The sequence below is a fragment of the Paenibacillus sp. FSL M8-0212 genome (assembly GCF_038004645.1).
Classification (GTDB): domain Bacteria; phylum Bacillota; class Bacilli; order Paenibacillales; family Paenibacillaceae; genus Paenibacillus.
In genome coordinates this window covers 1,748,379-1,770,797 of the sequence record NZ_JBBORP010000001.1, presented here as the reverse complement: position 1 = coordinate 1,770,797, position 22,419 = coordinate 1,748,379, and the positions used below count along the sequence as shown (strand labels likewise).

Genomic DNA, 22,419 nt, shown 5'->3' with positions numbered 1-22,419 from the left:
TCTTTCTAAAATGGCATAATGCCCAAAAACCCCGATCGTCCACAAATAGTGGATATCGGGGTTTTTGGTATTAGAGCTAATTCATAATAGGGTTAGAGTGTGTAATACCTATTATAGTTTAGCGTGTTTATATTCTGCCGCATGCATGCCAGCCGTATATCCGGTGGAGAATGCAGCGGTGATATTATACCCTCCGGTGTAACCGTGAATATCCAAAACTTCACCGCAAAAGAATAGTCCAGGCAGCAGCTTGGATTCCATTGTTTTTGGGTATATCTCCTTTAAGTGGATTCCTCCCCCAGTAACAAAGGCTTCTTTGAGCGATCTCGTTCCGTCTGCACGGAAGGTAAAAGCTTTCATTAGCCCACACAAGTTGCTTAACATACCTTTAGGGAAATGGTGGAACGTGAGGTCATCGCTGATCTCTGCCCGTTTCATCATTAAGGGAATCATACGTTCAGGAACCCATGTTTTTAAGATGTTTTTGACAGCCTTGCGGGATTCTTGTTCCAATACCTGTTGCACCTGAGCTTCCAATGCACCTGGGGACAGCTCCGGGAACAGATCAATACTCATAATGACCTGTGGGTTTCCAGACTTCATCTGAACCTTGCGGATAAATTGGCTGCAACGCAGTGCGACGGGTCCGGACACCCCAAAATGCGTGAAGATCATATCCCCGCGATGGGAGATGACTGTTTTTCCCTTGGCATCCACTACGGATAGAGCGATATCCCTCAAAGACAAACCTTGCAGTTCTTTGGACTGAATCCAACTCTCTCCAGACACAATGGGCACTTCGGTCGGATATAACTCCGTTATCGTGTGGCCCGCAGCCTCAGCCCAAGGATAACCGTCTCCGGTTGATCCGGTTTGGGGTACGGATTTGCCGCCGGTAGCGATGATGACAGATCGCCCAAGAATGGTTTTACCGGATATCAATTTAACACCCTGTACCTGTTGACCGTTCTGAATAATTTCCTTGACCGGTTCTTTGGTGCGAATCTCAACGCCGAGGGAGACAATCTTTCCTACCAGCGCATCCACAACTGTTTTTGCTTTATCGGTTACAGGGAACATTCTGCCGTTGTCTTCTTCTTTCAGGGCAATTCCGAGATTCTCGAAGAAACGCATGATTCCCTGGTTGTCCAGATTTTGAAACGAACTATATAAAAAGCGTCCATTACCCGGAATATGTCGGATGAGTTCATCCGTTTCCTTGGCATTGGTTACATTGCATCGACCTCCGCCAGAGATGCCGAGTTTACGACCCAGTTGATCTCCTTTATCCAGCAGAAGCACGGAGGCTCCATGCTCGGCAGCAGCAACGCAAGCCATCAGGCCCGCAGATCCACCACCAATTACAATGACATCATACATATGTTATTACCCTCTTTTTTCATTGATTTTGTCTGTTTTACGTAAAATGTGTCTACTCCTGGCTTTTTCTGAAATATAATGGAGTTATGAGCAGTTCTATTGTGCAGTCTTAAGGGATATATTGTAATATACTGTCGCCTATGTTTTAATCAGAAATACATGAGGGAATGTGCAGGCAGAGGAGGAGATGGCATTGTGGTTGCGTTAAAGGACATGCTTTTACAAGTACTGCTGGCAGGGTCGGCGGTATTTCTGATTCCCTTATTCCGTCTGGTACTCTCCAAGCGGGCTATTGCCAGAATGGAACATGCCGGAACCGTTGATACCAGTTTTGCTGTTACAAGTGTCGCGAGCATTTTATTGTGTATGGTGTTTGCGCTCGATACAAGCCCTGTGACCGTACCCATATCATTAAGCATCGTACCTGTGATACTTGTTATTTTGTATTGTAAGTCCGTTATAGGCATAACGCTGTCCATTCTACATATTCTCTTCTATTTTCTTTTTGCGCATCCCTATGATCTGTACGGATTTCTCCTTCATACGGGCATTCTACTCTATCCTATTGTATGGTTGTCTGCCAAACGATTCAAGCATAATACACCTTCGCGCAAAATGGCGATCCTCATCATCCTGATTACAATGGAACTGGTTGTAACGAGTCTGTTATGGATCGCATCCCTCCAGAATGAATCCACACACTCTGCGACCTACATGATACTTACAGCACTTGGATATACCGCTGGAGCCATTGTTGCGGGCAGTCTGAGTCTGCTATGGCTGGAACGGATGAAGCACTATCGCGGGCTGGAGCAGCATCTCTCGGAAGTCCACCACCGATACATAGCCGAAACGGAGAAACTTCATCAGATTTTGAACGCAGTGCCTCTCTCCATTGCTACCGTAGATAAACAAGGCACAGTGATGTTTGTCAATGAGATGATGGAGCAAACCGCAAGGGAGCAGCTACCTTGTACCTCCACGCCTGATCTCATTGGACAGCCTGCCAGTCAATTTGTTGAACAAGGTCAGGCGGACAAGATGGATAAAAGCATTCGCAGAGCTATCGTTCATGGTGAGATTAGTGGGTTGACCGTTCGTTACGGTGCGCACGTATTTCAGTCCCGAACTGTACCGATCTACGCCTTTTCAACAGAGCCTGCGAGAGAAGTTACAGGAGCCATGCTGATCATTCAGGATATCACGGAGCTTGAGATGTTGCGAAGTGAACTGGATAATGTGGATCGTCTCAGTCTGGTGGGGCAGATGGCTGCAAGCATTACGCATGAGGTGCGTAATCCAATGGCGGTTGTGCGGGGTTTTCTTCAGCTTATGCAGGAAAAGAGTCCTGACTCCCTCGATCACTATTACCGGATCGTTCTGGAAGAGCTGGACCGGGCCAACAGTATCATTAATGATTTCTTGTCTTTGGCTCAGAATCGTGTTGCCGAGAAAGAAGAATCCCAGTTACACGATATCATACATGAACTCAGTCCATTGTTATGGGCGGATGCGAACCTGCGTGGTCAGAGTATAGAACTCATGTTGGCCCATAATGTGCCGAAGCTGAATCTCAATTCTAAGGAAATCAAACAGGTGGTGTTGAACCTGGCCCGTAACGGGATGGAAGCCATGAATGAGAAGGGTGTGCTTACGCTGGAGACACGGATAGTGGATGATAAGGTGGAACTGTGTGTACGTGACACAGGACCTGGTCTACCCAGAGTGAAGAAGGAAAAGCTGTTTGAACCGTTCTATACGACAAAAGCCAAGGGAACCGGACTTGGATTGTCCATGTGCCTGAGTATTGTGGAACGACATAACGGAACCATTACTGTGGAATCGGAGGAAGGCCAGGGCACGACCTTCAAAGTGGCATTTGAACGTTAGTCATTCAGCATATTTTGCCAGACATTGAGACATAATATTATGGAAGAGGCCTTTCCGCAGGCGGTTTCTGAATCTTGCTTTCATTGCTTATGGATGTATAATAGGAATAGCACATCATTACATCCATAATGTTCGATATGAATGTAACGTTGTTTTGGAGAGTTATTCGCCTTTAATTCTATCGAGATCATAGAACAACCATTTATAAGGAGTGAAACCGAATGTCGATGTCATTTGATCAATACATGAAAGATATGGTTCAACCCATGCGGGATGAGTTAACTCGTCTAGGAATCCAGGAGTTGCGTACTCCTGAAGAAGTGGAAGCAAGTCTTCCGGATGCAAAAGGAACAGCGCTGGTTGTCATTAACTCTGTCTGCGGATGTGCCGCAGGTCAATGTCGCCCAGGTGTGTCCCAAGCACTTCAGCACGATATTACACCGGATCACCTGTACACTGTATTTGCTGGTCAGGACAAAGAAGCAACTGCAAAAGCACGTGAATTCTTTGCACCGTATCCTCCATCTTCACCGTCCATCGCTCTGATGAAAGACGGAGAACTCGTTCACTTTATCGAGCGTCATCAAGTGGAAGACCGTTCTGCAGAGGATATTGCGGCTGATCTCAAAAGTGCATTTGACCGTTACTGCCGTTAATTCGCTCCAATAGAACGCCCCGCCCTTCGGATCACCGATGCCGGGGCGTTTCATTTTGGATAGATAAGGTTATTGAACCATTCGGACCTTTCAAGCTGGACATCAAATTTCATTCATTGAGAAACGGGGTGTGTGAACGATGAGTTTGCAAGAACAGATCATCGCTGAATTGAAGGTTAAACCAAGCATTAATGAAGAAGAGGAAGTACGCAAGCGTGTTGATTTTCTGAAGACGTATGTGAAAAATGCGGGTGCCAAGGGGTTGCTGATTGCGATCAGCGGCGGTATTGACAGTGCAGTGGCTACGGCGCTTTGCAAAAAAGCGACGGACGAGCTTACGCAAGAGAACAACCAAGAGTACAAAACGCTTGGTGTGTTCCAACCTTATGGTGAACAATCCGATATCGACCACAGCTACGCTGTAGCCAAAGCATACGATCTGAAGCATGTCGTGGAAACCAATATCGAAGATGCAGTTAACGAGATTGCGCTCGAAGTGGAGCAAGGTTTCAAATCCTTGGGCAGCCCACGCCATATGACTCACCAAGGCAAAGGTAATGTTAAGGCGAGAACTCGTATGGTTATGCAATATGCGCTTTCGTTTGAAGAGAACCTGCTTGTTGTAGGGACGGATCATGCGTCCGAAGCTATTACAGGTTTCTATACCAAATGGGGCGACGGTGCTGTGGATATCACACCACTGAGCACCCTGAACAAACGTCAGGTACGCCAGCTGGCAGCATATCTGAACGTGCCACAGGCTATTTTGGACAAGGCACCATCTGCAGGATTGTGGGAAGGTCAGACGGACGAAGATGAGCTGGGAATTTCATATGAAGCAAACAGCGACTATCTCGAAGGCAAACAGATCGATCCGGCTGCACAAGAGCGCCTCGAAGCGTTCTATACGCGCACACATCACAAACGCAATGCCATTCCTGGTATCTAATACGGGTGGATGAGCATGATCGATATAAGCTGTTAACACCAACATTGAATACCGTCCCTCTTAGGGAATGCAAAAAGAGTCACTGTTCACACAGTGACTCTTTTTGTTATGTGGAACGAGAAACCGCAATAATCCAGGTGACTACTATATTAAAGATGAGTTAGTTATTCCAGTCTTTGATCTGTTGCAGGGTTTGGGTGATGGCTTGCTCCAGTTGTGGAGTGGTTTCTTTAAATGGATGTACAGTATTGAAAGTGTGGTTGCCCTCATTAATCTGGTGCCATTGGATATCAGGGCGGGCTTGCACAAGTGCGGCAGAACCGTCACGCAGACGCTGGGGATCTTCTGTTCCCTGAATGAGTGCGACTCGCAACGTTGAAGCACCCAAGCGGTCAATAATAGCATATCGTTCGTGATGCTTGTCCAGGTCTTCCAGTATAGACACGTCCAGTGGCATCTGCTGGCCTGTTCGTCCGTTAACGACATGGCTGCGGCCATGCGTACGCATTTCTTCTTTTTGCTCCGCTGTGAAGAGATCCAGATTGGTTACGCCATTCCAGGAGATGACACCTGCCACCTGCTCGGGATGATCCAGTGCATAGACGAGACTTACGCCCGCACCGCGGCTATGACCAACCAGGTATACAGGAAGTCCTGTGAGTTCAGGTTGTGTAGCCACATGTTCCAGTACCAGGGCCAGATCGGCAAGCTCCCGGCTGTAGGTATTCACTGCGAACTTTTCAAGTTCAGAGAATTGCTCCAGATATTCGCCGATACCGTTGTGAGAGAAATTAAAGGTCAGCACATGATGTGTCTGGCTTAGCTGTGCAGCTGCATAGGGGAACATGCCCCAGTCTTTGAAGCCTTTGTATCCGTGAGACAGAATGATAACACCTTGAGCGGGTTGTTGTGCAGGAAAAAAGTCTCCGCGAATGATCGCATCTACGTCAGTGGGCAATTCAAAAGTTATGGGCATTATTCAGACCTCCTAAGAATTTCAGACGATTCCTGATTCATATTTTAGCATATATGGTAATGCGGATAGGTACTCGCTTCTGATCGCCCCTCCTGCTACAATAGAATACGTGTTCGGAGAGTTACGGATCATGTGATTGAATGGAGATCTTTTACAATGAAGGTTCAAAAAGAGCGGTTTTCAGTACCGAGAAGATGGAACTTTTGAACAACCTCTTACAGTATAAAAGATTAAGCGGGTGAAGCGTTGATGATATATGGCATTGGTAATGATGTGCTGGAGATTGGACGTATGCGGAAGCTGCTGTCCGGTCGCCATGCGGAAGCATTTCTGAAACGAATTTTAACGCCAGCAGAGTGGGAGATCGCGGTTCGTCGAGGGAAGCGGATGACGGAGTTTGTATCCGGTCGATTTGCAGCGAAAGAAGCGGTGTCTAAGGCATTTGGCTGCGGTATTGGTGGTGTCATGGGTTTTACTGACATTGAGGTGTTGCCTGATGGGACAGGACGTCCAGTGGCCTCGCTGTCCAGTCAAGCCTGGGAACGTCTGCAGCTGCCATACGATAAGCAATATGATATTCATTTGAGCATTACGCATCAGACGGAATTGGCAGCGGCCTTTGCGATCGTAGAACAGATGGAAAAGTAGCTAGCTTGGCAATAGGAGAGGACGGAAATATGGGTTTACAGGAACAGAAACAACATTTCAGCGTGAATTTGCTGGACTGGTATATGGTCAACCGACGGGATTTGCCGTGGCGTCGCCACAACAATCCGTATTTCACATGGGTATCGGAGATTATGCTTCAGCAGACTCGGGTCGATACGGTAATTCCGTATTTCAATCGTTTTATCGGGAATTTCCCGACCGTGCAGGCGTTGGCGGAAGCACCCGAAGAGGATGTGTTGAAAAATTGGGAGGGACTCGGTTATTACTCCCGTGCACGTAATCTTCAGGCAGCCGCGAGACAAGTCATGGAGCTGCACGGAGGCGAGATGCCGCAGGACAAGCAGGCTGTCTTTGCATTAAAAGGGGTGGGCCCGTATACTGCCGGGGCCATTCTCAGCATTGCCTTCAACCAGCCGCAGCCTGCGGTAGATGGCAATGTCATGCGGGTACTGTCCCGATACTTCCTCATCGATGAGGACATTATGAAGGGCAGCACCCGGGTGTTGATGGAAGAGCTCGCAGGAGAGCTCATTCCGGAAGGGCGGGCGCGTGATTTCAATCAGGCGCTGATGGAACTTGGCGCGCTGGTGTGTACACCCAAAGCGCCGCACTGCCTGACTTGCCCGGTCATGGAGCAATGTTCCGGCCGTATCGCCGGAAGAGAGCTTACGCTGCCGGTTAAGACCAAGGCGAAGCCGCCGCGCCCTGAGCAGCGGCTGGTCGCGATTGTGGAGGGCCGCGGTGCTCATCGCGGCCAAGTGCTTGTGCGCCAGCGCCCAGACACGGGCCTATTGGCCCGCATGTGGGAGCTGCCGCATGTGCTCGCGGCGCCCGCCGCAGCGAGCAAGAAGGCGGCGCCGCTGGCGGATGAGCCGGCCATGGCATTGCTGGCCGGCAGTCTATGGGCGGAAGGCTTCGCTGCCCGCCCGGAAGGGCTGGCTACCCATGCGGAGCATGTGTTCAGCCACATTGTCTGGAGCCTGCAGGTGTACAAGTGTACCGAGCAGGACCAGAGCAGTGAGCTTCCGCTGATCGCAGCTGAAGCCAGAGCCGCCTACGATGCACAGGCGGCAACAAGGGAGGGCACAGCCTCATCATCAGCTGTGTCACCTGAGCCAGCCACAACGCATTCATCGGAGCCAGGCACGCCTAATGCGCAGAACATCTCAACATCGCTTAACGATGGAGAGATGTTGATGTCATCATCTGACGTTAGTGACCTAGCGCTGAGCACTCCGACACTGACTGGTAAAGGCGATGGCTTGACCTACCGCTGGATCGGTCCGGAAGATATGGACAAGATGGCATTCCCCAACATATTTCTGAAGCTGATCAGCAGTTATTTTGCTGGTGCGTATGATCAAGTGAATGATTAAATGGGAGAGCTAACGAACTCCAGAGGTCTTATCATATGGATAAACCACAATTGTAAATTCTAACGAACCTGAGTGACGTTATCATAGCCAAATCAACCCAAAAGCGCGCATCAAAGCCCGTATTTGGGGAAATAGCTACTCTGAGATTCGTTAGGTTCGCGATACGATGAAATATGGTGCAATAGCGACTCCTGGGTTCGTTAGAAACAAAACACCCATTAACTATAACTATAGTGATAGCAAAAAGAGAGCCTGATCACGGTCATGATGACCGAATCAGGCTCTCTTTTATGTTAACTGTTGCATGCTAACAGTCTTATTTTGCAGAAGCGTAACGTTTGTTCACTTCATCCCAGTTGATTACATTCCAGAAAGCGGCGATGTAGTCAGGACGTTTGTTTTGGTAGTTCAGGTAGTAAGCGTGCTCCCATACATCCAGACCCAGAACCGGAGTCAGACCTTCGAAGAGAGGGCTGTCTTGGTTAGGTGTGCTAGTGATGGACAACTTGCCATCTTTACCAACTACGAGCCAAGCCCAGCCGGAACCGAAACGAGTTGTAGCTGCTTTAGCAAAATCTTCTTTGAATTTGTCAAAGCCACCCAGTTCGCTATCGATAGCTGCTGCGATATCGCCTGTAGGAGCGCCGCCGCCGTTAGGTCCGATGATTTCCCAGAACAGGCTGTGGTTAGCATGTCCACCACCATTGTTGCGAACCGCTGTGCGGATGCCTTCAGGTACGCTGTCAAGGTTAGCAATCAGATCTTCCAAGCTTTTTTCTTGCAGTTCAGGAGCGCTTTCCAGAGCTGCGTTCAAGTTGGTTACATAAGTATTGTGATGGCGATCGTGGTGGATTTCCATCGTTTTTGCATCGATATGTGGTTCCAGTGCGTCGTTAGCGTAAGGAAGTGCTGGTAATTGAAAAGTCATAATGAAATACCTCCTGAGATTTTAGGTTTTTTTGAAAACAGGTACATATGTAATAATACCCTTGCCACTAATATTAAACCGCATTCGAGCTAATTAAGCAACATTTTTGTTTATTAAGTCCCCCGAGGCGTTGATCTAATGAAGGGCCAGAGATAACAAACATATTTTACCCTTTATTCAACTATTTATGTGTTTTCAGGCGTTTAAATGGAGGGAAAGTTTAATATTCGTATGTAAACGGTTACAATTAAGCGCTTTCAAAAGAAAATGCGTGTTTTATGGAGAAAAGTATGGTTTAATTGACGAAGAAGCGGTATTTTCTCGTTTTTTGTCATTATATGAACATTGGGTTTTTGGTAAAAAGGGATTCCCTTTTTGTAAAAAACCTCATCTAAGCTAACGAAAAGGGAGATTTAAGACATGCACGTTCGTTCCTTTCAGTTGAGTGATGCAAGCCAGATGACGGAGCTTCTCCAGGTTGCACTATCGGAAGAGTGTTATGAGAACACGATGGGCCCGTTTGCCCGTCAATTGTCATGGGATTCTGACCTGATCATGGTTGCGGAAGAAGAGGGAGACCTCGTAGGCGCTTTGATCGGTACGATTGATCACAACCAAGGTTGCATCTACCGTATTGCGGTACATCCAGACTATCGTCGCCGTGGAGTCGGTAAAACACTTGTCGAGGCTATGGAACAGCGGTTCCAGCAGCGTAAAGTCAGCCAGGTATGGGTGGCGGGTGATGAGCACAACAAAGTAGCCATGCCTCTATATGAAGCAATGGGTTACGGTGCCAATCAGATTATGAGCGCTTTCCAGACTCTTAGTATTTTGTCTAAAGCTTAGTTTGCATGTTTAAAAAGAAATAAAAAAAGATTCTCATTTCATATTAGGCATATCTCTTTAACGTGTAATAACGTGAGGGATGTGCCTTTCTATTTATATGAGTGTTCTTCACGTCATATTCCTCTGGTTTCCTCATTTACTGAACATGCTTCGGTGTCTCCGAATTTTATTTAAACCACCGCGACTATCCCGGCTTTATTGACGATAACCAAGGTATTGGTGCTCATAACCAATTGTTTCACTCTCCCAAATGGAGTAGACTGAAAGGGAGTATGGTCACTATGTTACAAGTTTAATTCAACTATTTAATAAATGAGGTGTCCCTTTGAATTCCAATAATCATTCAATGGAACATGTGACTTCCGAGCAACGAAATGAACCGTCAAAGCCTGAACAACCGGGCAAATCCTGGGTTGTCGAGCTGTGGGACTGGGTCAAAACGATTGTTGTTGCTTTTGTAATCATGATGCTGCTGAACCTGTTTGTGTTCAATCTGTCGATGGTCAAGGGACAGTCCATGCAGCCGACACTGGTTGAGCGAGATCGCCTTTTCGTCAACAAAATTGTATACCATCTGGGTACTCCTTCCCGATCAGATGTGATCGTACTTCGTGATCCAAGCGAAGGCGTGGAGAAGAAGGATTTTCTGGTGAAACGGATCGTTGGACTTCCGGGAGATACAATTGAAGTCAGGGATCACCATCTATATGTGAACGGCGAGCAACAAGCGGAAACGTACACCGATATTGAGGTGCAGGACCCGGATTTTGGCCCAATCACACTGGAGCCGGATCATTTCTTCGTGATGGGGGATAATCGTCATGAAGGCAAAAGTAAGGATAGCCGAGTGTTTGGCAGTATTACATCTGACCAGATTGTAGGCAAGGCTGAATTTATTTTCTGGCCGTTTTCTGAATTGAAGAAATTGTAAAATGCTGACAGGACAACAACTTCAGACTGCATTTTGCGTTAAACCATATAGACTTGTTCCGTTTGAATTCAAGTATGCAAGGCATATATAGAAATTAACGCCTGTCCTCTTACCGTGAGGCGGGCGTTCACTATTTACGGAATAAGTATCGGAAGAAGAGAGGGAAGAGAAATGACGAGCGTACAGACCGGGGCAGCACAGGATGCCTCCGTATGGGAGAAGTTAAAACAGGAGATCAAGGCAGCTGGCCCCGGACTGGGCATTGATGATATCGGATTTGCTTCGGCTGATCCCTTTGTTTCCCTGAAGTCGCTGCTGGAGCAGTCGCGGGATAAGGGGTATGCTTCAGGTTTTGAAGAGCCGGATATTGAAAAAAGAGTGCACCCCGCCTTAAAAGATGGCGAGCCCGCTTCACTTATTGCAATAGCCGTGGCATACCCATCCAAAATGGTGAATCCGCCGAAATCGGAGCCTGGTGCGTATCGAGGCATTTTTGCCCGTTCGGCTTGGGGTCAGGATTATCATCAGGTCCTGCGTGCAGCGATGGACAAGCTGGTAAACTTTATACGTGAACGTGTACCTGAGGCCATGATCGAAAGCATGGTAGACACCGGAGCATTGGTGGATCGTGCGGTGTCCCAGCGTGCGGGGATTGGTTTTAGTGCCAAAAACTGTGCCATTATATCACCCAAATTTGGTTCATGGATTTTTCTCGGAGAACTGGTGACAAATATTCCTTTTCAACCAGACACACCTGTGACCGAAGACTGCGGTGAATGTACAAAATGTATCGATGCCTGTCCTACAGGAGCATTGGTGGGGCCGGGGCAGTTGAATTCACAGCGTTGTATTTCTTTTGTAACCCAGACGAAAGGGTTCGTGGACGAAGAATTTATGCTGAAAATAGGCAACCGTCTGTACGGTTGTGACACGTGTCAGATTGTCTGTCCGAAGAATCGGGGCAAGAACTGGGATCACCATCCCGAGTTTCACCCCGATCCGGAGATTGTGAAGCCACTCCTGCTGCCGCTGCTGGACATCGGTAACCGGGAATTCAAGGAACGTTTCGGTCAGAGTTCCGCCGCTTGGCGGGGCAAGAAGCCGATTCAACGCAACGCCGTTATTGCCCTGGGCAATTTCAAAGATAAAAGTGCTGTACCCAAACTTACAGAAGTATTAAAACGTGATCCGCGCCCCGAGTTGCGGGGAACCGCAGCCTGGGCGTTAAGCAGAATTGGAGGAGAAGACGCCATGAGAGCAATTGGGGAAGCTGCCGCTAACGAACAAGATGGGAACGTACTAAGCATGCTGCAGAAGGCCGAGGAGCGACTGAGTTCGTCCGAGACCTTACCCAAACAGCCACAGGCTGGGCAAGTGAGTAAGAAGCAGCCAGAGGAACAGAACAACGAGAACAATGCCTTGCGTGCGTTACAACAGGATTTGAAAATGGAAGCTGGGATTGAACCGGGTAGTGAGCAGTCTGCACAGCCTGCCAAACCGGAAGCCGCAGCGTGGAAACCTTCAGCCGTTACGGGTCTTCATGGCAAGCCCGTATACTACGATGAGATACTGACACCGATTGGTACTCTTACGTTATGCGCGACGGATGAAGGGCTGTGTCACATAGATTTTGGCGCCTTTCACGTACGCGAAGCTCATCTGCAACAATGGGCTCGCATCTGGATTGGCGAGTATCGATATGAGAAGAATGAAGAGAAGCTCAGCGAAGCTGCAAAGCAGTTAAAGGAGTATTTTGCAGGGGAGAGAAAAACGTTCGACTTGCAGCTTGATCGGCTTGGAACACCATTCCAGCTACAAGTATGGCAAGTTCTGTCCGATATATCTTATGGAGAGGCCTCATCACACCAACAGGTTGCGGAAATCATCGGCAGACCCAAGGCTGTTCGTGCAGTTCTGGACGCCATTAGCAAGAATCCGATTCCGATTATTATTCCCTGTCACCGTATCAGTGGTAAAGACGGTACCCTGGTGGGTTATGTAGGCGGTCTGCAAACCAAGGAGCAATTGCTCGCATTGGAGCAGCTATCGTAAGAGCGGGGGACGTTCATGAAGTATGTAAACGTGGAGAGCGTGGAAGCGGGGGAGCTTCTGGGCAAGACGGTATATTCCAGTAACGGCACGGTACTGCTGTCTGCCGGAGTCCAGCTCACCGTATACATGGTCAATACGCTGAAGCGTATTGGCGTGACCATGTTATACATCCAGGATGAAGCGTATAAAGATGTGGATGCAGAAGACATTCTGGATGAAACCACGAAACGGGCAATAATTAACGAAATGAGTGTCACACTCGAATCCATTCGCTCCGGGAAAGACTGGAGCCCGAGAAAGGTTGCCCTCAGTATAGAGAAGTTGCTGAATGATGTACTGAACGGGCGTGAGATGCTTGTGCAGCTCACCGATATTCGTACCAAAGACAATGCACAGTATGTTCATGCGATGAATGTATGTTTGTTGTCTTCGGTCATCGGACTGAATATGGGACTCAATTATAATCAACTGAAGGACCTTGCTGTGGGGGCATTATTGCATGATATTGGCAAAGTGGGGGAACCTCCGGGCAGTGGCTCTGCTGCGAATTCTTCGCTACACCATACATGGCGTGGATTCGAAGTGATTAAGAACAAACGGGAGTTCAGTCTGTTGGTCGCCCATACAGCCCTCCAACATCATGAGCATGTAGATGGTACAGGCATGCCGAGAGGAATCAAGGGGAGTGACATTCATCTGTTTGCAAGAATCGTTAGTGTGGCTAATATCTATGATAATCTCATTAATGGTTTATCCAAGGACAGTTTGATGCCACATGAGGCCTGTGAAGAGATGATGGCGTTGTCTGGTACGAAGCTGGATCGGGACATTCTGATTGAGTTCAATAAGAGTGTATCCGTGTATCCCAATGGTACAGCGGTACGACTGTCCACCAAGGAGACTGGAGTCATTGTGCGTCAACATCGGGGATTGCCCGGCAGACCTGTAATCAGGGTGGCGCGCGGAAGTACGCGTTATTCTCTGGATGTGGTTGAAATTGATCTGGCTCAGCATACAACCGTTTTCATTGAAGCTGTCATGACGTAGCTTGTGTGCGGTTCAACTGGAAAATCCGTTTGCTCAAGGCGTGCGGAAATGCTATGATACTTTCAGGAAATCCGGTCTGTGTCAGGTTTGCAACTTATGTGTTGAACATCATGAAGTGACACGGATTATCAGGCTTTTTAGAATGCATACAGAGGTGTCTAAGAGATGGATATTGTTATACCGATTATCACATTGATTGTTGGTCTGGTCGGGGGATTTTTCATCGGGGTGTTCTACTTGCGTAAACAACTTGAGAAAATGCAAAGCAATCCGGACATGCTTCAGAAAATGGCGAAGCAAATGGGCTACAACCTGAATGGCAAGCAAATGCAGCGTGCCCAGCAGATGATGAAGAATCAGCAGCCAGGAGCGAAAATGCCTCAGCCGCAACAGCATCCTGCGCGTAAAAGTTCGGGCCGCCGAAAATAATAGCAGGGAATAACTGCTTAAAGTGCGTGTTCAAAAAGTTGGGTTTTCAGTACCTAAAAGCGGACTTTTTGAACAACCTCTTAAAGTATGTGGTTCGAAAGGAGGCGTTTGGCAGTGGCTGGCGTTAAAGATTATTTGAATTCAAAAGTATCCGACAATCGGGAAAAGATCGAATATCATGTAGAGCAGATCCTGAAATTGATCGGAGAAGATAGTACACGTGAAGGGCTGCTTGAAACGCCTGCACGTGTGACCCGAATGTATGAAGAAATTTTTGGCGGATATGAAGTAGACCCGCGCGATGTGCTCGGTGTCACGTTTGACGAGAATCATGAAGAACTGGTTATCGTCAAGGATATTGTCTACTACAGTCAATGTGAGCACCACATGGCGCCGTTCTTCGGCAAGGTACACATTGGGTATGTACCAAGTGGCAAGATCGTTGGTCTGAGCAAAATGGCTCGTCTGGTCGAAGCAGTAACACGTCGCCTGCAAGTTCAGGAACGTATTACTTCACAGATCGCTGACATTCTGACAGAGGCCGTTGAACCTCATGGAGTTATGGTCGTTGTGGAAGGCGAGCACTTGTGCATGTGTTCCCGCGGCGTGAAGAAACCGGGAAGCAAGACGGTAACGTCTGCTGTACGTGGTTCTTTCCGTGAGAATCCGGCACAACGTGCGGAGTTCTTGTCTTTGGTAAAAGATTAAGATCAGGTATGTCCACTTACTGGACAAGCTGGATGTGTAAGTTCCTTTGGTTTGGAAGCAGCAGTTCTAAGCCATAGGATGTGATATAAATAAGCCGTGTTCCCAGGGGAACCGGCTTATTTATATATGGCGTTGTCATACCTATAAATACTGAATACATATGAATTCGTTAAGCCGGAGGTAATGGAACGATGAGTGCACCTTCCCATTCAGAACACCCGGTTCAGCCGGAACAGGGAATACAAGCGGATAAACATGCTACATTGCGTCTGCAAATCTGGGAGACACCACTCAAGCGACATGGTAGCAGTGTACTCGAAGCTTTTGCTTGGGAAGAAGTTATGTGCAGGCGGGTTGGGGCAGGACATCTGCCTGTTGCACATATATGGAGGCACCCAGATGCCTTTGTAGCGGGTCTGCGTGACCGCAGGTTGCCACAGGCTGTAGAAGCGATGGAACGGATAAGAAGCCAAGGGACAGCGGTCTGTGTTCGGCCTTCCGGTGGAGCGGCAGTACCCTTGAATCCAGGGGTAGTTAATGTGTCACTGATTCTGCCTAATCCCGGACATGCCATTAATATTCATGATGATTTCCGGGAGATGGCTTCGATTATTGCCGAGTCGCTAACGCCGTGGTCGAATCAGGCGCAAACTGGTGAGGTTCAGGGTGCTTTTTGCCCGGGAGATTATGATGTCAGTGTAGGTGGGCTGAAATTCTGTGGTATTGCCCAGCGCAGGCAGGCAAAGGCGTACATTATTACTGCTTTTATCATCGTGGAAGGTCAGGGAGATCAACTGGCAGCGGACGTGCGTCAATTTTATCAGCATGCAGCAGGTGGGGCGAGTGAAGGATATCCCGATGTTCAGCCCGGCACGATGGCAAGTCTGAAAGAATTGGCAGGTGTACCTTCAGCTGCGGCATATACTGCGGCTTTGGTTCGAACACTGCGCGATCGCTATCCACAGGCGGAGACCAGCAGGGTGCTTAGCATCGGCTCTGAAGAAGTACGCCTGACAGCTGAGCAGATGAAGCTGCGCTACGATTAACACTTTTTACTAGGGCTTGGAATTGGTTAATAGAGATGATATGATGTGATTTCGGAAGGAGAGTGTTAGGATGGACACATTGAGATATACGTATTTATATGAGGTTGTATCAACAGGCGAAAAATCCGAGTTCAGCCAAATGGCAACAAGCAAGGAAGAGGCTGCTGCACTGATCGTTGCACGTATAGCCGATCTGGAGTTTACAGATGAGTCTGATATCAAGCTGGGCGATCTGATCTCCATTAGCAAACAGGTTGGCGACAACTATGTGGCGTGCGAGGGCTGTGCTTCTTAAGTGAACATTTAGAAATAGGAAGTCTCTCAAAATACAAGCAAGTCTCTTTTTACAGGAGGCTTGCTTTTTTGTATACACCCAAAAGAGATATCTTTCAGTCATTCGGCTGGAGATATCTCTTTTTTCTCTAATCCATCTAACCCCAAGCTTAATAAGGCGGCCACAACAACTTGCGTGCCGTTTCGTAACGCTCGGCAACAGCGGGCCAGTAGACAACATTCCACCAATCCTCGATATACTTTTTGCGTTCGTTTTGATGTTTCAGATAGTAGGCATGTTCCCACACATCCAGTGGCAGGAGCGGTACGATATCGGACTGGGACAGGTTCTGGTGTTTTTCCGCCTGCAAAATCTCCAAACGATGTGCTCTCGGGCTCCAGACAAGCATCGCCCAGCCACTGCCTTCCACCTTGTTCGCGGCTTCTGTGAATTGATTCTTAAACGCTTCATAACTCCCGAAATCTCGCTTGATCTGCTCTGCAAGCATGCCGGAGGGTTTGCCACCGCCAGCAGGATTCATAATCGTCCAGAAAATCGTATGCAGGTAGTGGCCTGCCCCGTTGAAGGCGAGTTCACGTTCCCAATGTTTGATGAGTTCAAAGTTATTCTTTTTTCGCGATTCCGCCAGCTTTTTCTCTGCTACATTTAGTCCGTCCACATAAGATTGATGGTGTTTGTCATGATGGATACGCATCGTCAGCTCATCAATATGTGGCTCCAGCGCATTGTACGCATAGGGAAGGGGAGGCAGTGTGTGTCCTCCAATGGGAACCGGCTTCTCTTTTACGGGAGGTGCTGTAGAGCTTGGGGTGGCTTGTGTTGTTCCGGTAGAAGGCGGTTGAATGGTTGCGGATTGGATCTGAGCTGAAGCGGCAGGTGCATTTACATTTCCCTCTGGAGAAGTTGGAGCTTCTGAAGCTTGGCGATGGATGCTACCTGACTCTGACGTATGCAACGCATTTTCCAGAAAAAGTGACGGCTCCGAATCCGTTTCCCGCAAGATGCCAGGTTGGCCAAGCGTATCCAATACGCCCAGAAAATATTCCGATTCGCGGATAAAATGCAGAATGAGTACTTTGGCAAGCGGAACAGCTTGCACAGCAGCACTTTGTTCCAGAAGAACATACAGCTGTCTGATGAACTCTCTCGATTGCTGCCGAGCTGCCAACACAAGTTGATCGATACAACGAACCATGTAGGGAGCAGGTGGATGGGTTGCGGGCAATAGTTGTTTTAAAAGCTGATTGGCTACTCGCTCACTGTTTGCAAAGGTAGCCTCCCATTCCTCCAGTAGCTTGACGTATGGGGGCTCCAGATCAGGAACCAGGGCACGAATGACGAGTGTATGTTCTTTCTCCTGCTCTTTCCAGAAACGGATTTCCTCCAATGTCCGCAGAGGCAGTAGGTGACCATATCCATACCAGTTCATCTATGTTGAACCTCCTTCAGATGAAATTCATTACATACAGACCATCTGTTCATGCGTCCCAAGAGTATATTCCACGAGCTTGTTGTCCTATGAGTGCAAAAAAAAGAGCCCCTGAGGGCTCTGGAAAAAATTCAATGATTGAAATTTGGTTATTCTCCACTATTCGTGTTTTGCACATCGTCACTGCTTGTCTTCGTTACATGACTCAGGAAAGTTGAGACACGGCGCAGGTATTCTTTCGGATGCTCCCGGAAGATCAACTCATGATGCGCATCCTGGACAATCCATACATCGGAGTACGGATTGGTCTGGTTGGCGGCGAGCTGCTCCGCAATTGGATAAGGCGCCTTCTCGTCCTCTGTACCATGGATGAAGAAAATCGGGAACGGATAATCTTCCTTTTTCACTTCCTGATACGGGATCTGTTGCAATCCGGTACCATTCAGAACAGGGAACAACAGATTCATGATCTCGAGTGTAGGCTGACGCGGGAGATCGATCTGGTTATGAATGTTGTGGTACAGCGTATCCGGCTCAAGCAGGAACGTACTGTCCAGAATCATTGCATCCACTTCCTGTGTAATCAGCCCAGTCTGAAGCGCTGTACCGGCACCCATCGAGAAGCCCCAGACAACCAGTTCCTGCGCACCACGTTGCTTGGCGAACTGGATCGCACCGAGCAGTTGCTGTGACTCAGCTTTGCCACCTGTGGCTACGGCTTTGTTCACCTGTGAGGCGAAGCCATAATCGAACATGACCACGTTGAACCCAAGTTGATGGGCATAGTGTGCCAGGTCATACATGGGTACCCATGTTTCTTCACGATTGGCACCATAGCCGTGACTGAAAATAATCGTTTTGCTTGCAGCATTGTCAGCAGGTATATACCATCCCTGCATCGTCCGGCTGCCATCTGCTGCCGGGAACGTGATGTCTTCATACTTCATGTTCTTGGCTTGCATCGGATTGGAGAAGACCGGCGCTACCGTTGGATTGGATAATACCCATGCGATATAACCATGCAGTGCGATAAAACAAAACAGTAGAAAAAATACAACGGAGAGCAGCAACGCTACGATAATATGTTTGAACCGAATCAGCCTCGGTGATAGGGAAGAGGGCAGATCGGACACTTTTGTTTGCAGCGGGGCTTCGCTCTGGGATGTTGGATACATGAATGCCCCTCCTTTGAAGTTCAGTTGAAGATAACAACGACATGAAAAGAGAATTGCGTCGATTTCAGAGCCTGCTTCAGAGCGATATCTTAATGTAATATATCTTTATCGTATGTTCCAATATAGTCAAAGTCAATTGATTGAGGGCATTTGTTACGCAATTGTTATATAGTTCTTAAGATATATGGGTAACATTACCTTAGTGTGTAAATTACAGGGGATTAAGTCTTATAAAAAGGAAAAATTTACAGGTTGGCCTATTTTGATTTTGGCTCTTTTTGGTTTACAGATGAGACCGTTTCTCATATAATTTATGTAACCAAGTTTCATGTGATGAAACATGAGGAGGGCATTATGCCATGGAAGATCGCAAGTTAACCGTCCGGGCTGTGGAACGGGCGCTGGATATATTATTATGTTTTACCACACGCAGTGATCTGGGACTCACCGAAATTGCCAGCCAGATCGGCCTGCACAAAAGTACAGTGCACCGTTTGATGGCTACGCTGGAGGATCGAGGGTTCGTGATCCGTGATGCAGCAACAGAGAAGTACCGACTTGGCATCCGAATCTGGGAGCTGTCAGCTCATATGTCCCGAAGCGATGATCCCGCTATTCTGCTGCTGCCTGCAATGGAGCGACTGAGAGATCGATTGGGGGAGACCGTGAGTCTGTACCTGCGTGATGGGAGTGAACGGATACGGATTCAGGCTGTGCAAAGTGATCAGGCGATTCGCCGAGTCGCTCCCGTTGGTGTTAGACTCCCGCTGTCTGTGGGCGCTTCCAGCAAAGTCCTGATGGCGTTTGCCACGGACGAGGATCGTGAAGAACTGATGAACGGGCCGGAATGGCCGGTGTTTATTGATCCGGCGGTGTACTTGGCGCAAATGGGAGATATCCGGGATAACGGATATGCGACGAGTTATGAGGAACGTGAGCCGGGAGCTGCCGCGGTATCTGTACCTATTATGGATCGCAGAGGTAATATTGCAGCTGCCCTCTCGGTCTCAGGGCCTGTCAGTCGACTCTCGCAGGAGACATTGCATGAATACGCACCTGTGTTGAAGGATGCTGCTACGCAGATGGGGCTCATGTTATCCTGATGTTTATGTAAGTTTTTTTCTCCAATTGAGTTAATGGTCTGGAATATAAAGGTTGTTTTTATGTTCCGGTTGCGCTACTCTGTAATGGACGGCCCAACGGGGCCAGCTTCATTGAATATGAACGGCGGCTTATGTAAGTCGCAACTTACTAACGTTACTGGGGGAGTCCGAATTGTCCGGACTGAGACGGAATCGCATGAGATTCCGGACCCTTTGCACCTGATCTGGATCATACCAGCGTAGGGAAGTAATCGGCGATATGACCACAACCACCACATGATGTGACCCTGGTAGGGCTCCGTTAAGGAGCTGATTGAAGGTGCATTATTGGTGATGGACATAAAAGTCGGTTCCTTCGGGGACCGGCTTTTTTATATACAGTGAACGGGCGATATAGCGCGGATTTTATGGGCTCCTTTTTCAATAACCTGCAAAAGTGGGCTTGGATGATGAGAGAGAAGTCGCCATAGATTCATGATCTGTGGCAGCCTCCGTCTGTTGTGAACTGTACATGAAAAGTGTCTCCCCTGGTCTGGCGTAGGATCGCTCTTTCTTCTCTGCATTGTGCATGATTTGGGACAGGTACGTAAGCGAGCTAACGATGATACCAACCAAACAAGCGACGAACACTGAGGAGGAGACAAGCGAACATGAGTACAGGAAATCGAACGGGACAACAAGCGATGGAACAGGAACATAACGATCAGCAGGTGGAAAAGGAAACAGGGGCGGCCGGACGGGTTCAGCCCTTTCCGGGCAGCCGCAAAGTCTACATTCAGGGCTCACGGCCGGACATTGCTGTACCGGAACGTGAGATAGCCCTTCATGACACAAATACTCCCCAAGGGGTGGAGCATAACGAACCGCTGCGTGTCTACGATACGAGTGGCCCGATGACCGATCCCGCATTTCATGCGGATATCCGTGCAGGTCTGCCAGCCCTGCGCACCCGTTGGATCACAGAGCGTGGCGATGTCGAAGCTTACCAAGGCCGTACAGTTAAACCGGAGGATAACGGACTGAAGCCCGGGGGAAAGAGAGCCGGCGCCGAAGAGTACCCTGGATTGCGTGGAAAACCGCTACGGGCACAGACAGGACGCTGTGTGACCCAGATGCACTACGCGAGGCAGGGAGTCATTACGGCAGAGATGGAGTTTGCCGCCATTCGTGAAGGCGTGGAACCGGAATTTGTGAGGCAGGAGCTGGCGAGTGGACGGGCCATTCTGCCATCCAACATCAATCACCCGGAGAGTGAGCCGATGTTGATCGGTCGTCATTTTCACGTGAAGATCAATGCCAACATAGGTAACTCTGCCGTATCTTCTTCCATCGAGGAAGAGGTCGAGAAGATGACCTGGGCGGTACGCTGGGGATCGGATACCGTGATGGATCTGTCCACAGGCAAAAACATTCATACCACCCGGGAATGGATCATCCGCAATTCACCTGTGCCGATTGGCACGGTGCCGCTGTATCAGGCGCTGGAGAAGGTGAATGGCGAAGCGGAAGCACTGACCTGGGAGTTGTACCGTGACACACTCATTGAGCAGGCAGAGCAGGGCGTGGATTACTTTACGATTCATGCAGGTGTACTGCTGCGTTATATCCCCATGACCGCCAAGCGGATGACAGGCATTGTGTCTCGCGGTGGGTCCATTATGGCAGCATGGTGCCTTGCGCATCATCAGGAGAATTTTTTGTACACCCATTTTGAAGAAATCTGCGAGATTATGAAAAGGTATGATGTGGCGTTTTCGTTGGGAGATGGACTTCGTCCAGGCAGTATCTACGATGCCAATGACGAAGCTCAGATGGCGGAACTGGCTACGCTCGGGGAACTGACGCAGATCGCATGGAAGCATGATGTGCAGGTGATGATCGAAGGGCCGGGTCACGTGCCGATGCACAAGATCAAAGAGAATGTGGACTTGCAGATGGAGATATGTAAAGAGGCACCGTTCTATACGCTGGGGCCGCTGACGACCGACATTGCTCCGGGATACGACCACATCACATCCGCCATTGGTGCGGCCATGATTGGCTGGTTCGGCACGTCCATGCTCTGTTATGTTACACCAAAAGAACATTTGGGCCTGCCCAACAAGGATGATGTGCGGGAAGGGGTCATCGCCTACAAGATTGCAGCCCACGCCGCCGATCTGGCAAAAGGCCATCCACGTGCTCAACGCCGGGATGATGCATTGTCCAAGGCACGCTTCGAGTTCCGCTGGCGTGACCAGTTTAACCTGTCACTGGACCCTGAACGTGCGCTGTCCTACCATGATGAGACGCTGCCGGCAGAAGGAGCCAAAGAAGCTCATTTCTGCTCCATGTGCGGACCGAAGTTCTGTAGCATGCGCATCACGCAGGACATTCGTGCCTTTGCCGCGGATAAAGGATTGTCCGAGAGTGAGGCTGTAGCAGCGGGCATGCAGGAAAAGGCCGAGGAATATCGGACACGTTCCTAGGAGCGGGTACAGCGCAAGCTGGGCAGTCTGAAATAGAGATAAAGCCGTTTCTCTCTGTCATTACAG

The 22,419-nt window shown here is 48.7% G+C and carries 20 protein-coding genes and 1 riboswitch; of the genes, 15 read left to right on the top strand and 5 right to left on the bottom strand.

Annotation, left to right across the window (positions count from 1 at the left end; translation table 11 throughout):
* Window positions 1-111: 111 nt before the first annotated feature.
* The gene (locus MKX68_RS07780; protein WP_338590663.1) at window positions 112-1,380 is read right to left on the bottom strand and encodes a BaiN/RdsA family NAD(P)/FAD-dependent oxidoreductase; all 1,269 of its coding nucleotides are present in this window, start codon (window positions 1,378-1,380) and stop codon (window positions 112-114) included.
* 213 nt (window positions 1,381-1,593) lie between these two features.
* Between MKX68_RS07780 and MKX68_RS07775 the strand changes: the two genes are divergently transcribed.
* The 3 genes from MKX68_RS07775 (at window position 1,594) to nadE (ending at window position 4,875) form a co-directional block, all read left to right on the top strand.
* Window positions 1,594-3,270 (top strand): two-component system sensor histidine kinase NtrB, encoded by a 1,677-nt coding sequence (locus MKX68_RS07775; protein ID WP_340910606.1) that lies wholly within the window; start codon window positions 1,594-1,596, stop codon window positions 3,268-3,270.
* Window positions 3,271-3,491: 221 nt separating this feature from the next.
* Complete coding sequence (locus MKX68_RS07770) at window positions 3,492-3,926, top strand: BrxA/BrxB family bacilliredoxin (protein WP_091038991.1); 435 nt, start codon at window positions 3,492-3,494, stop codon at window positions 3,924-3,926.
* A 139-nt stretch (window positions 3,927-4,065) separates the two neighbouring features.
* Window positions 4,066-4,875 (top strand): ammonia-dependent NAD(+) synthetase, encoded by an 810-nt coding sequence (gene nadE, locus MKX68_RS07765; protein WP_338590668.1) that lies wholly within the window; start codon window positions 4,066-4,068, stop codon window positions 4,873-4,875.
* Window positions 4,876-5,035: 160 nt separating this feature from the next.
* On the opposite strand, the gene MKX68_RS07760 is transcribed toward nadE, so the two are convergent.
* Window positions 5,036-5,851 carry an alpha/beta hydrolase family protein gene (locus MKX68_RS07760; protein ID WP_340910602.1) on the bottom strand — a complete coding sequence of 272 codons (816 nt, stop codon included), beginning with the start codon at window positions 5,849-5,851 and terminating at the stop codon, window positions 5,036-5,038.
* A 249-nt stretch (window positions 5,852-6,100) separates the two neighbouring features.
* Between MKX68_RS07760 and acpS the strand changes: the two genes are divergently transcribed.
* Together acpS and mutY are read left to right on the top strand one after the other, a co-directional pair.
* Entirely contained in the window at window positions 6,101-6,499 is a 399-nt protein-coding gene (gene acpS, locus MKX68_RS07755) for a holo-ACP synthase (protein WP_091038994.1), read from the top strand.
* Between the two features lie 29 nt (window positions 6,500-6,528).
* Window positions 6,529-7,896 (top strand): A/G-specific adenine glycosylase, encoded by a 1,368-nt coding sequence (gene mutY, locus MKX68_RS07750; RefSeq protein WP_340910600.1) that lies wholly within the window; start codon window positions 6,529-6,531, stop codon window positions 7,894-7,896.
* 316 nt (window positions 7,897-8,212) lie between these two features.
* On the opposite strand, the gene MKX68_RS07745 is transcribed toward mutY, so the two are convergent.
* Complete coding sequence (locus MKX68_RS07745) at window positions 8,213-8,824, bottom strand: superoxide dismutase (protein ID WP_036614138.1); 612 nt, start codon at window positions 8,822-8,824, stop codon at window positions 8,213-8,215.
* Between the two features lie 420 nt (window positions 8,825-9,244).
* On the opposite strand from MKX68_RS07745, the gene MKX68_RS07740 reads away from it, so the two are divergent.
* The 8 genes from MKX68_RS07740 to MKX68_RS07705 all read left to right on the top strand — a co-directional run bounded on the left by MKX68_RS07740 (window position 9,245) and on the right by MKX68_RS07705 (window position 16,178).
* Complete coding sequence (locus MKX68_RS07740; RefSeq protein ID WP_017690782.1) at window positions 9,245-9,670, top strand: GNAT family N-acetyltransferase; 426 nt, start codon at window positions 9,245-9,247, stop codon at window positions 9,668-9,670.
* Between the two features lie 346 nt (window positions 9,671-10,016).
* Window positions 10,017-10,601 carry a signal peptidase I gene (lepB, locus tag MKX68_RS07735; protein WP_074096722.1) on the top strand — a complete coding sequence of 195 codons (585 nt, stop codon included), beginning with the start codon at window positions 10,017-10,019 and terminating at the stop codon, window positions 10,599-10,601.
* Between the two features lie 171 nt (window positions 10,602-10,772).
* Window positions 10,773-12,653, top strand: coding sequence for a tRNA epoxyqueuosine(34) reductase QueG (queG, locus tag MKX68_RS07730; protein ID WP_340910596.1), 1,881 nt, complete (start codon window positions 10,773-10,775; stop codon window positions 12,651-12,653).
* A 15-nt stretch (window positions 12,654-12,668) separates the two neighbouring features.
* A complete protein-coding gene (locus MKX68_RS07725) occupies window positions 12,669-13,700 on the top strand; it encodes an HD-GYP domain-containing protein (protein WP_017690779.1) in 1,032 nt (343 codons plus the stop codon).
* A 165-nt stretch (window positions 13,701-13,865) separates the two neighbouring features.
* Window positions 13,866-14,129 carry a YneF family protein gene (locus tag MKX68_RS07720; RefSeq protein ID WP_017690778.1) on the top strand — a complete coding sequence of 88 codons (264 nt, stop codon included), beginning with the start codon at window positions 13,866-13,868 and terminating at the stop codon, window positions 14,127-14,129.
* Between the two features lie 114 nt (window positions 14,130-14,243).
* Window positions 14,244-14,837: a GTP cyclohydrolase I FolE gene (gene folE, locus MKX68_RS07715; protein ID WP_036668229.1), complete on the top strand. Its 594-nt coding sequence runs from the start codon at window positions 14,244-14,246 to the stop codon at window positions 14,835-14,837.
* 191 nt (window positions 14,838-15,028) lie between these two features.
* A complete protein-coding gene (locus MKX68_RS07710; protein ID WP_340910594.1) occupies window positions 15,029-15,883 on the top strand; it encodes a lipoate--protein ligase family protein in 855 nt (284 codons plus the stop codon).
* A gap of 70 nt (window positions 15,884-15,953) precedes the next feature.
* Window positions 15,954-16,178 carry a hypothetical protein gene (locus tag MKX68_RS07705; RefSeq protein WP_036614132.1) on the top strand — a complete coding sequence of 75 codons (225 nt, stop codon included), beginning with the start codon at window positions 15,954-15,956 and terminating at the stop codon, window positions 16,176-16,178.
* 148 nt (window positions 16,179-16,326) lie between these two features.
* Here MKX68_RS07705 and MKX68_RS07700 read toward each other — a convergent pair whose 3' ends face one another.
* The gene (locus MKX68_RS07700; protein WP_339786498.1) at window positions 16,327-17,607 is read right to left on the bottom strand and encodes a Fe-Mn family superoxide dismutase; all 1,281 of its coding nucleotides are present in this window, start codon (window positions 17,605-17,607) and stop codon (window positions 16,327-16,329) included.
* Window positions 17,608-17,756: 149 nt separating this feature from the next.
* Complete coding sequence (locus MKX68_RS07695) at window positions 17,757-18,782, bottom strand: alpha/beta hydrolase (protein WP_289391078.1); 1,026 nt, start codon at window positions 18,780-18,782, stop codon at window positions 17,757-17,759.
* Window positions 18,783-19,141: 359 nt separating this feature from the next.
* Here MKX68_RS07695 and MKX68_RS07690 point away from each other — a divergent pair, with 359 nt between their 5' ends.
* Together MKX68_RS07690 and thiC are read left to right on the top strand one after the other, a co-directional pair.
* Window positions 19,142-19,885: an IclR family transcriptional regulator gene (locus MKX68_RS07690; RefSeq protein ID WP_017690772.1), complete on the top strand. Its 744-nt coding sequence runs from the start codon at window positions 19,142-19,144 to the stop codon at window positions 19,883-19,885.
* A gap of 149 nt (window positions 19,886-20,034) precedes the next feature.
* Window positions 20,035-20,148: riboswitch (TPP riboswitch) on the top strand.
* A gap of 420 nt (window positions 20,149-20,568) precedes the next feature.
* The gene (gene thiC, locus MKX68_RS07685) at window positions 20,569-22,353 is read left to right on the top strand and encodes a phosphomethylpyrimidine synthase ThiC (protein WP_340915330.1); all 1,785 of its coding nucleotides are present in this window, start codon (window positions 20,569-20,571) and stop codon (window positions 22,351-22,353) included.
* Window positions 22,354-22,419 lie beyond the last annotated feature (66 nt).

Bases quoted from the DNA above. Each gene is read 5' to 3' on its own strand.
- MKX68_RS07780 (WP_338590663.1), bottom strand. From the start codon at position 1,380: ATGTATGATGTCATTGTAATTGGTGGTGGATCTGCGGGCCTGATGGCT.
- MKX68_RS07775 (WP_340910606.1), top strand. From the start codon at position 1,594: ATGCTTTTACAAGTACTGCTGGCAGGGTCGGCGGTATTTCTGATTCCC.
- MKX68_RS07770 (WP_091038991.1), top strand. From the start codon at position 3,492: ATGTCGATGTCATTTGATCAATACATGAAAGATATGGTTCAACCCATG.
- nadE (WP_338590668.1), top strand. From the start codon at position 4,066: ATGAGTTTGCAAGAACAGATCATCGCTGAATTGAAGGTTAAACCAAGC.
- MKX68_RS07760 (WP_340910602.1), bottom strand. From the start codon at position 5,851: ATGCCCATAACTTTTGAATTGCCCACTGACGTAGATGCGATCATTCGC.
- acpS (WP_091038994.1), top strand. From the start codon at position 6,101: ATGATATATGGCATTGGTAATGATGTGCTGGAGATTGGACGTATGCGG.
- mutY (WP_340910600.1), top strand. From the start codon at position 6,529: ATGGGTTTACAGGAACAGAAACAACATTTCAGCGTGAATTTGCTGGAC.
- MKX68_RS07745 (WP_036614138.1), bottom strand. From the start codon at position 8,824: ATGACTTTTCAATTACCAGCACTTCCTTACGCTAACGACGCACTGGAA.
- MKX68_RS07740 (WP_017690782.1), top strand. From the start codon at position 9,245: ATGCACGTTCGTTCCTTTCAGTTGAGTGATGCAAGCCAGATGACGGAG.
- lepB (WP_074096722.1), top strand. From the start codon at position 10,017: ATGGAACATGTGACTTCCGAGCAACGAAATGAACCGTCAAAGCCTGAA.
- queG (WP_340910596.1), top strand. From the start codon at position 10,773: ATGACGAGCGTACAGACCGGGGCAGCACAGGATGCCTCCGTATGGGAG.
- MKX68_RS07725 (WP_017690779.1), top strand. From the start codon at position 12,669: ATGAAGTATGTAAACGTGGAGAGCGTGGAAGCGGGGGAGCTTCTGGGC.
- MKX68_RS07720 (WP_017690778.1), top strand. From the start codon at position 13,866: ATGGATATTGTTATACCGATTATCACATTGATTGTTGGTCTGGTCGGG.
- MKX68_RS07710 (WP_340910594.1), top strand. From the start codon at position 15,029: ATGAGTGCACCTTCCCATTCAGAACACCCGGTTCAGCCGGAACAGGGA.
- MKX68_RS07705 (WP_036614132.1), top strand. From the start codon at position 15,954: ATGGACACATTGAGATATACGTATTTATATGAGGTTGTATCAACAGGC.
- MKX68_RS07700 (WP_339786498.1), bottom strand. From the start codon at position 17,607: ATGAACTGGTATGGATATGGTCACCTACTGCCTCTGCGGACATTGGAG.
- MKX68_RS07695 (WP_289391078.1), bottom strand. From the start codon at position 18,782: ATGTATCCAACATCCCAGAGCGAAGCCCCGCTGCAAACAAAAGTGTCC.
- MKX68_RS07690 (WP_017690772.1), top strand. From the start codon at position 19,142: ATGGAAGATCGCAAGTTAACCGTCCGGGCTGTGGAACGGGCGCTGGAT.
- thiC (WP_340915330.1), top strand. From the start codon at position 20,569: ATGGAACAGGAACATAACGATCAGCAGGTGGAAAAGGAAACAGGGGCG.